Origin of the sequence: Chloroflexus sp. (assembly GCF_034435895.1) — a bacterium.
GTDB lineage: Bacteria > Chloroflexota > Chloroflexia > Chloroflexales > Chloroflexaceae > Chloroflexus.
Genome location: NZ_DAOTWH010000197.1, coordinates 1 through 8,816, shown reverse-complemented (window position 1 = coordinate 8,816; position 8,816 = coordinate 1). Strand labels below are relative to the sequence as shown.

Below are 8,816 nucleotides of genomic sequence, written 5' to 3'. Positions count from 1 at the left end.
AACAGACCGGCGCTGCCGATGGCTCGGATCGCGCTCGCGGTCGGATGCTGCTCGCCGCGCTGCCGGATCGATTGCAGCACGGTCTGCATCCGGGCAGCGTCAGCGACCGGCAACAGCGCGCGGTCGCGCACCACAATCGCTTTCAGCTTCTTATCGGCCATCACCGCGCCAGAGCCAGCCGGTTCGACCAGATACAGCCCCTCGGCAACGATACTGGCATACGCGACCCCAGCTTCACCGGCTGGACCAACCGCCAGCACACGCACATTGCCACCCAATTCAGCAGCCAGAGTCGCAGCGGTCACCACCGTATCGCGCCCGACTAAATGGCGGGCCGAACGCAACCGCACCGTATCGCCATCGATCAGCAGATAACACCAATCAGGCGCTTCACCGCGGATAACCAACACATCAACGTTATTGCGGCGCAGTGCAGCGCCCCAATGCCCCGGCGCCCAGCCATAACCAATCCCGCCGGTGAGGGGCGATCGGGTGCCAACCGTAAAGCCGCCGGTAGCAAAACCGGCGCTGCCGGCCAGCGGCCCAGCGGCAAAGATCAGCAGATTCTCCGCCGACAACGGCGGGGTATCTGGTTCCAATTGATGCCAGAGCAACCAAGCGATCGCCCCGCGCCCACCCAAATAGTCACGTTCCACTTCATCGGGCAACAACTGGCGAGCGTGGCCGCGAGCCAAATCAACGGTAAGACTGCGCAACGGCATGCAAGTATCCTGTGTGGGTGCGATTTCCGCCGTTCTATTATACCGCTCCTCGGCAACGTGTATGGTACAATGCAAGGCAGATTGCCCTATCCCCGTCATTGTACCGCAGAGCCAGCTATGTCGTCGCTCAAGCGCCCCCCCCGCAACCAACTCGATCAAGCGCGCGCTGCTCAGCGCCAGCAGCGCCAACAAGCCGCGATTGCGGCTCTGGCTGCGCTTGATTGCTTGCGCGGCGTGCCAGCGACCGAGCTGATCACACTCTACGAACGCGGCATCTTCCGGGTGTTTCCCAGCGGCGCCACCGTAATCGGCCAGCGCCGCGGTTATCGCTACCTGTTTTTTCTGCTGCGCGGGTCGCTACAATTGCGCTTACGCGACAAAGATGGCCGCGAAGTGCTAATGGGGGTGCTCGGACAGGGTGATTGTTTTGGCGAAGGGCCGCTGTTCGGCAAGTTCTTCCGCTACATGAGCGCACTCACCCAAAGCGCGTGCTATTTGCTGCAAATTGAAATTGCCACGCTGCGTGATGAACTAGCGTCCTTGCCCCTCTTGGCCACCGCCCTCCGCCAAGTCTATCGCCGGCGCATGGTCGAGGCCACCCTCGCCCGTATGCCGGTTCTCAGCCAGTTGCTGCCGCTCGAACGGATCGCAATCGCCGCCCGCTTGCAGCCGCGCCACGTGCCGCGCGGCACGTTGGTCGTCAAGCAAGGCGAACCCGCCGACTCGCTCTACCTAATCGAGAGCGGGCAGGTGGTGATCGAGCAGAGCGGGCAGACGATCGCGAGCCTGAGCGAAGGCGATCTGTTTGGCGAAATCTCGCTGCTCACCGGTGAGCCGCACCGGGCCAATGCCCGCACCCTCACCACCGCCGACCTGCTCGAACTGCCCGGCGCCGACTTCTACCGCCTGATCCAACAGTATCCGGCACTGGAAGCCGATCTGCGCGCGATGGCTGAACGGCGGCTCAAACATACCGCTGCGGTGCGCAGCGACGCTGCCCGCGCCCGCGACATCGGGTTGGCGGTGAATCGCGGCCTGTTGCGCGCCACCCACATCCTCGTGCGCGATCCCACCCGTTGCCCGCCCGGCTGCCGGATGTGCGAAACCGGCTGCGCCAGTCGCCATAGCCATAGCCGTCTGCACTTGAATGGCACGCCGATCGACCGGTTTGATGTGCTCGAAACTTGCCGCCAGTGCAGCGTCGGCGCGGAATGTGTCGAGGCGTGCCCGGAAGACGCGATTGAGCGGGTTGACACTGGTATCTTGCGCATCACCGCCCGCTGCACCGGCTGCGGCGAATGCGTCACTGCTTGCCCCTACGACGCGGTGCAATCGGTGCCGCGCGCCAAACACACCAGCGGCCCGCTCTGGGATCTCTTCCGCCGGCTGCAACAGCGCATCCGGCCCACGATACCTCTCACCCCCACCGGCCCTACCCACCGCGCCGACAAATGCGATCTCTGCTACGGCTACACCGACCTCGCCTGCGTCACCGCCTGCCCAATCGGCAACCTGCGGTTAGCCCCGGTCGAAGAAATCGTACCGGTGTAGCGACGCACGAACGTTCGCCTTATAGAGCCGCATGGCCATGCGCCATCCTAGGCAAACGTTCGCCTTACCCTCTTGACAAGTGCCATTGGCCGATGTATGATAAAGGCGAACGTTCGCCCAGAAAGAATCGAACCGCCTATGACAGCCACTAAAGTCACGCTCAAAGACGTAGCGGCGCGCGCCGGGGTCAGCTACCAAACCGTTTCCAAGGTGCTGAACGGTGAGATGCAGGTTGCGCCTGAAACGATGGCGCGGATTCAGGCGGCGGTGCAAGAGCTTGGCTACCGGCCTAATCGCATTGCGCGCAATATGCGGGTCGGTCGCAGCTTCATGATCGGATATTCGTGGACGCAAACCGAACCCGGTCAGGTTAATCACATCCTCGATCAATTCCTGAGCAGCATGGTGCGCGAAGCCGGCGCCGTTGGCTACTATGTCTTGCCGTTCCCCTTCCGCGAAGGCAACGCGCAGGTCGAAACCTATCGCGATCTGATTAAAAGCGGCAATGTCGACGGCTTCGTGCTGTCGAGCGTGAATTATCACGATCCCCGGATTCAGTTTCTCTTGAAACAGCAGTTTCCGTTTGTCGCGTTTGGCCGTTCCAACCCGGAATGGGATTTTGCATGGGTCGATATTGATGGCGCTGCCGGCACGCGGCAAGCAGTGGCATATTTGATCGGGCGCGGCCATCGCCAGATCGCGATCTTGGCATGGCCTGAAGATTCGCGGGTCGGCAATGATCGCTTGCAGGGCTATCTCGATGCGATGCAAGCGGCCCAACTTGCACCCGAACCTAGCTATATCTTGCGCGGTGAGGGCACGTTCGAGGTTGGCCGGGCGATGACGTTGCATCTGCTTGATCTGCCCGCCGATCGCCGTCCGACCGCGATCATGGCCCTCAACGACACCATGGCGATTGGGGCGATGGCAGCGGCCCGCGAACGCGGCCTGACGATTGGCGCCGATCTGGCCATTATCGGCTTCGATGATGCGCCGATGGTGCAGTATCTCTTTCCGCCGCTGAGCAGTGTGCGGCAGCCGATTGCCGAGGCTGGCCGCAAATGCGTCGAGCTGCTGGTGGCACTCGTTGAGGGGCGAGAACCGGAACAACGACACGTCCTGTTGCAACCTTCCTTAATCATCCGCGCTTCGTCCTGATAATTCACGACAATTTACGTTCCTGATCATCCGCCATTGATGGTCAGGTAGCCGGTTATTGTGTAAAAACAGGAGGGTAAAAATGATCTAAGATCGAATCATTATTCACTGTCATAATGTATCAGCTTGATATTGCAAAGGAGCAAGTATGAATCGCATGATCAAATTCCTGCTTATCTTGACCGTGTTGGCGCTGGGATTGAGCGCCTGCGGCCAGACGGCTACGCAACAACCTACCCCGCAACCACAGACGATCCGTGAGACGGTGACTGTCAAGGAAACGGTCGTTGTACCCGCCGAAAAGGTGACGGTACGCCTGTCGGGTTGGGCTTCTAGCCCGGCGGAAACCGCGTTGCTCGAGTCGCTACTGTATAAGTTTTCGGTCGAAAATCCTGACATTCTGGTCAAATACGAGCCGATTACCGGCGATTACAAGCAGGTGCTGCTGACCTCAATCGCGTCGGGCACCGAGCCTGATATCTTCTACGTTGACATCTTCTGGTGGCTGGAGCTGGCTGCCAACGATGCTCTGCTCCCGCTCGATGACCTCATGGCTGCCAGCGGCGTCTCGCGCAGCGATTTCATCCCGGCGCTGATTGACGCCTTCACCTACAAGGGTAAGACCTACGGCATTCCTAAGGATTTCAACACCCTTGGCATGTTCTACAACAAGGATCTGTTCGATAAGGCCGGCCTTGCCTACCCGACCGACGACTGGACGTGGAACGATCTGCGCGAGGCGGCGGCGAAGTTGACCGATCTGAGCGATCCGAACAAGCCGATCTATGGCTTCTGCACCCCGCCCGATCCGGGCCGGTTCCCGGTCTTCGTCTTCCAGAACGGCGGTACGGTGATGAATGGCGACTTCACCGATACGACTCTCGACAGCGAAGCGGCGGTGAAGGCAGCCGAGTTCTACGCCTCGTTCCGCACCAATCAGATCGGCGCGCTGCCATCAGATCTGGGTGAGGGTTGGCAAGGCACGCTCTTTGGCAAGGGCCAGTGCGCGATGGTCTATGAAGGCGGCTGGCTGATCCCCTATCTGCGCGATCAGTTCCCCAACACCAAGTACGGCGTGGTGATGCCGCCAGCGGGGCCGGGGGGCGAAGGCAATCTGATCTTCACCGTGGCGTGGGGCATCTCGGCCAACACCAAGAACGCCGAGGCGGCGTGGAAGGTGGTCAACTTCTTGACCAGCGAAGCCAGCCAGAAGGCAGTGCTTGAAAGCGGCTTTGCGCTGCCCTCGCGCCAAGCGTTGCAGAACAGCGATTACCTGAAGAATAACCCCAACTCGGCGGCGATCTTCAACGGTTCGTTCTTCGGCGCTAAGCCCTTCTTCTGGGGTGCGGTCGGCTCGGATGTCAACGATCAGATGGCCAAGGCGCTGGAGCGCATGTTCAAAGAGAACCAGCCGGCGCCGGACGCGATGAAGCAGGCTGCGGATTCGATCCGCAAGGCGATGCGCTGATGGCAATGCATGGAGTGCGGCAGTTCGACTGCCGCACTCCATACGCAGGTGTTGAACAATCCGGCGAATATGCCGCAATGAAGCGGGCATGCACTGGGGTGACACCCGTACCCCGCCACCGACGGAGACGAAGCTATGCGAACGAGCACTGGCCGCCACAAATGGGTTGATGCCCTGAACGGCTATCTCTTTATTTCGCCATGGTTAATCATTTTTCTGATCTTTAGTTTGATCTCGCTAGGGTACGCGGTCTATCTCTCGTTCACCGAATACAACTTGCTCAGACCACCGCGCTGGTGGGGTCTCGAAGGGTATCAGCGGGTGCTGGAAGATGAACTTTTCATCTCGAAGGCGCTGCCCAATACCTTTAAGTATGTGCTGATCGTTGTGCCGATCCAGACCTTTCTCAGTCTGGTGCTGGCCTTCGCAATGGATCAGAATCTGCGCTTCCAGCGCTTTTTCCGCACTATCTTTTATTTGCCGTCGGTGACGTCGTCGGTGGTGATTTCGCTCATCTTCATCTGGATTTTCGCGCCGCAAGGCATCTTCAACCAGATCACCGGTCTGACGGTCAACTGGCTCGATGACCCGCGCACCGCGTTTTACGTGATTATGGGCATGAACATCTTTACCACCAGCGGTACGCTCATGCTCATTTTTTTAGCCGGCTTACAAGATATTCCGTTAGCCGTCTATGAAGCGGCTGAGATCGACGGCGCAAACGGTTTGCAAAAATTCTTTTACATCACGGTGCCGATGTTGCGTCCGGTGATCTTTTTCGTAGTGACAGTCGGCGTGATCGGGTGCTTTCAAGTCTTCGACCAGATTTTTGTGATGACCAACGGCGGCCCGCTCGACAGCACCACCACCATCACCTATCTGATTTACAAGTGGGCCTTCCGCGATACCCGCATCCAGATGGGGCAAGCCTCGGCATTGGCGGTGATTTTGACCCTGATCATTCTGGCGGTGACGCTGTTGCAGCGGCGGGTGATTGAAGGCAGCGGCAGCGGGGCTGAGCGATAGAAAGGCAGGCGACGATGACAGTGACAACCAGCTCTCCTCAAGCGCAGGTCTATGCGCGCACCGTCTTCTTCGACCGCCTGCGTAAGTATCTCTTCTTTGCGATGCTGGCCTTCTGGGCCGCGCTCTCGGTGGCGCCGCTCTACTTTACGCTGGTCTTCTCGTTCAAGCCGGTAGCCGATGTCTATACGCCGCCGATCTGGGCGCCGATTCCCTTTACGCTCGATAACTATATCACTATTCTCGGCACCTTCCAGCTCTTCCCGCGCTGGGTGTGGAACAGCGTCTTTATCTCGGTCATCGTCACCGCCTTCCGCGTCCTCTTTTGCGCGATGGCTGGCTATGCCTTCGCCCGCATTGAGTTCCCGCTCAAGAGCTTCTGGTTCAATCTGCTCTTGATTTCGATGATGATGCCGGGAGTGGTCACACTCATCCCGTCATTCCTAATCATCGGGCCGGGCCTGATCCGCGGCGGCTTGCAACTGGGTGATCTGCGCATCCCGACCGGCTTTGGCCTGATCGACAACCCGTGGGGCGTGATTCTGCCCGGCATGGCCGATGCCTTCGGCGTCTTTATGATGACCCAGTTCTACAAGTCGTTCCCTAAAGAGCTGGAAGAGGCGGCGATGATGGACGGTTCGGGCCGCTGGGGCACCTTCTTCCGCATCGTGCTGCCGATTAGCCAAACCCAATTGATTACACTTGCCCTGCTTACCTTCCAAGGGGCGTGGAATAACTTTATGTGGCCGCTGCTGGTGCTACGCTCACCCGAACAGTTCACGTTGCCAATCGGGTTGCAGTGGTTCCGCGGCGAGTACTACACGCTCTACTCGGTCATTCTAGCCGGTTCGATCTTTAACACGCTACCCATCCTGATCATCTTCTTCGTCTTCCAGCAATACTTTGTGCGCAGCATTGCCGCCACCGGCTCGAAAGAGGGGTAAACGAGCGGCTCGACACACAGGTGAACTATGTGGATCCTTTCTGAAGACACCTTCGACCCAGCCAAACAACACCATAAAGAGACGATCTTCACCATCGGCAATGGCTATCTCTCGACCCGCGGCGCGTTCGAGGAGGGCTACTCCAACGACCGCCGCGCCACCTTTATCCACGGCGTCTTCGACGACGCGCCGATCGTGGTCACGGAGCTAGCCAACGCACCCGACTGGCTTGCGCTGCACGTCGTGCTCGACGGCGAGAAGTTCTCGCTCGCGACGGGCACGATTCTCGCCTACCGGCGCGAACTCGATTTGCAGAGCGGCGTGCTGCGGCGCGAGGTGCGCTGGCGTTCGCCGCAAGGCCGGGTGGCGACGCTGATCTTCACCCGCTTCGCGTCACTAGCCGACGAACACCTGCTGGCGCTGCGCTGCGAAATCATCCCCGAATTTGACGGGCAGGTCGAGCTGCGCGCCGCCATCAACGGCCAGATGGATAACGAAGGGTTACTGCACTGGCGTCCGCTCGCCCAAGGCCAACTCGCCGATGGCGCGGTCTTTTTGCGCACCCGCACCCGCAAGAGCGGGATCGAAGTGGCGCTAGCGATGCGCTTGCTCGGCGACGCCTCCCAGACCGCCTTCTGGGATGTCGAGAATGTGCCGACGCTGCAACAGGTCTACCTAGCGCGGGCCGGCCAACCGATTGTAGTGACGAAGTTCGTAGGGATTGCAACCTCGCGCGATGCTGCTGCCCCGCTTGAGCTGGCCCATCACCACGTCCAAGCCGCCACCGATTGGGAGAGTGCGCTAGTCGCGCAACAACAGGCATGGGCGCGCGAGTGGGAGCGCTGCCACGTCGTGATCGAAGGCGACGACGAGGCCGATCTGGCGGTGCGCTTCAGCATCTTCCAATTGCTGATCGCCGCCCCCCGCCGCGACAACCGGGTCAACATCGGCGCCAAAACCCTCTCTGGCTTTGGCTATCGCGGCCATACCTTCTGGGACACCGAAATCTTTATGCTGCCGCTCTTCACTTACACCGCACCCGGCATCGCGCGCAATCTGCTCGACTACCGCTGCCTCACCCTGCCGGCTGCCCGCGCCAAAGCACGCGCCGCCGGCTACGAAGGCGCGTGGTACGCTTGGGAGAGCGCCGATACCGGCGACGAGGTGACGCCGGTGTGGGTGCCGGATTTCCACGACAAAAAGAAGCTGGCCCGCGTCTGGACGGGCGATCTAGCGATTCACATCTCGGCGGATGTGGCCTACGCCGTGCAGCAGTTCTGGCAAGCGACCGGCGACGATGCGTGGTACATCGAGCGCGGGGCCGAGATTGTGCTCGACACGGCCAAATTCTTTGCCTCGCGGGCCGAATGGCTGGCCGAGCGCGGCTGCTACGGCTACACCGACGTGATCGGCCCCGACGAATACCACGATCACGTCAACAACAATGCCTACACCAACTTGCTCGCCCAATGGAACCTGCGCGCCGGCCTTGAGACGCTGGCATGGCTCGATCAACATGCACCGCACAAAGCCGCCGAGCTGCGCCAACGGCTCGAGCTGACGCCGGAACGCTTGCAGCACTGGCAGGCGGTAGCCGAAAAGATGTGCCTCAACGTGAGCGCCACCGGCCTCATCGAGCAATTCGACGGCTTTTTCAAACTGAAGGATGTCAATCTCGCCGACTACGAACCGCGCACCAAATCGATGCACGAAATCTTTGGCATCGAGGGAGCCAACGAGTATCAGGCGATCAAGCAACCCGACGTGCTGATGCTGCAATTCCTCTTGCGCGAACAGTACAGCGACCGCCAGATTCGGGTCAATTACGACTACTACACCCCGCGCACCGACCACACCTACGGTTCTTCGCTGGGACCTTCCATTCAAGCCATCATGGCATGCCGGGTAGGCAAACAGGAAGACGCTTACGAGCACTTCATCCGCGCAGCG

7 protein-coding genes are annotated in these 8,816 nt (G+C 60.0%); 6 read left to right on the top strand and 1 reads right to left on the bottom strand.

Going from position 1 to position 8,816, the window contains the following annotated elements; genetic code table 11:
• Positions 1-722, bottom strand: a 722-nt coding sequence (locus tag U9R81_RS11550; RefSeq protein WP_322495604.1) for an aldehyde ferredoxin oxidoreductase N-terminal domain-containing protein, incomplete at its 3' end; no start/stop codon positions are given.
• A 117-nt stretch (positions 723-839) separates the two neighbouring features.
• Here U9R81_RS11550 and U9R81_RS11545 point away from each other — a divergent pair.
• The 6 genes from U9R81_RS11545 to U9R81_RS11520 form a co-directional block, all read left to right on the top strand.
• Positions 840-2,273 carry a cyclic nucleotide-binding domain-containing protein gene (locus U9R81_RS11545; RefSeq protein ID WP_322495603.1) on the top strand — a complete coding sequence of 478 codons (1,434 nt, stop codon included), beginning with the start codon at positions 840-842 and terminating at the stop codon, positions 2,271-2,273.
• 138 nt (positions 2,274-2,411) lie between these two features.
• On the top strand, positions 2,412-3,431 hold the full coding sequence (locus U9R81_RS11540; RefSeq protein WP_322495602.1) for a LacI family DNA-binding transcriptional regulator: 1,020 nt from the start codon (positions 2,412-2,414) through the stop codon (positions 3,429-3,431).
• Between the two features lie 148 nt (positions 3,432-3,579).
• On the top strand, positions 3,580-4,899 hold the full coding sequence (locus U9R81_RS11535; protein WP_322495601.1) for an ABC transporter substrate-binding protein: 1,320 nt from the start codon (positions 3,580-3,582) through the stop codon (positions 4,897-4,899).
• A gap of 135 nt (positions 4,900-5,034) precedes the next feature.
• Positions 5,035-5,925 carry a sugar ABC transporter permease gene (locus tag U9R81_RS11530; protein ID WP_322495600.1) on the top strand — a complete coding sequence of 297 codons (891 nt, stop codon included), beginning with the start codon at positions 5,035-5,037 and terminating at the stop codon, positions 5,923-5,925.
• A gap of 14 nt (positions 5,926-5,939) precedes the next feature.
• Positions 5,940-6,866: a carbohydrate ABC transporter permease gene (locus U9R81_RS11525; protein WP_322495599.1), complete on the top strand. Its 927-nt coding sequence runs from the start codon at positions 5,940-5,942 to the stop codon at positions 6,864-6,866.
• Positions 6,867-6,893: 27 nt separating this feature from the next.
• Positions 6,894-8,816 (top strand): glycoside hydrolase family 65 protein (locus U9R81_RS11520; protein WP_322495598.1); only part of this gene is annotated, 1,923 nt, incomplete at its 3' end.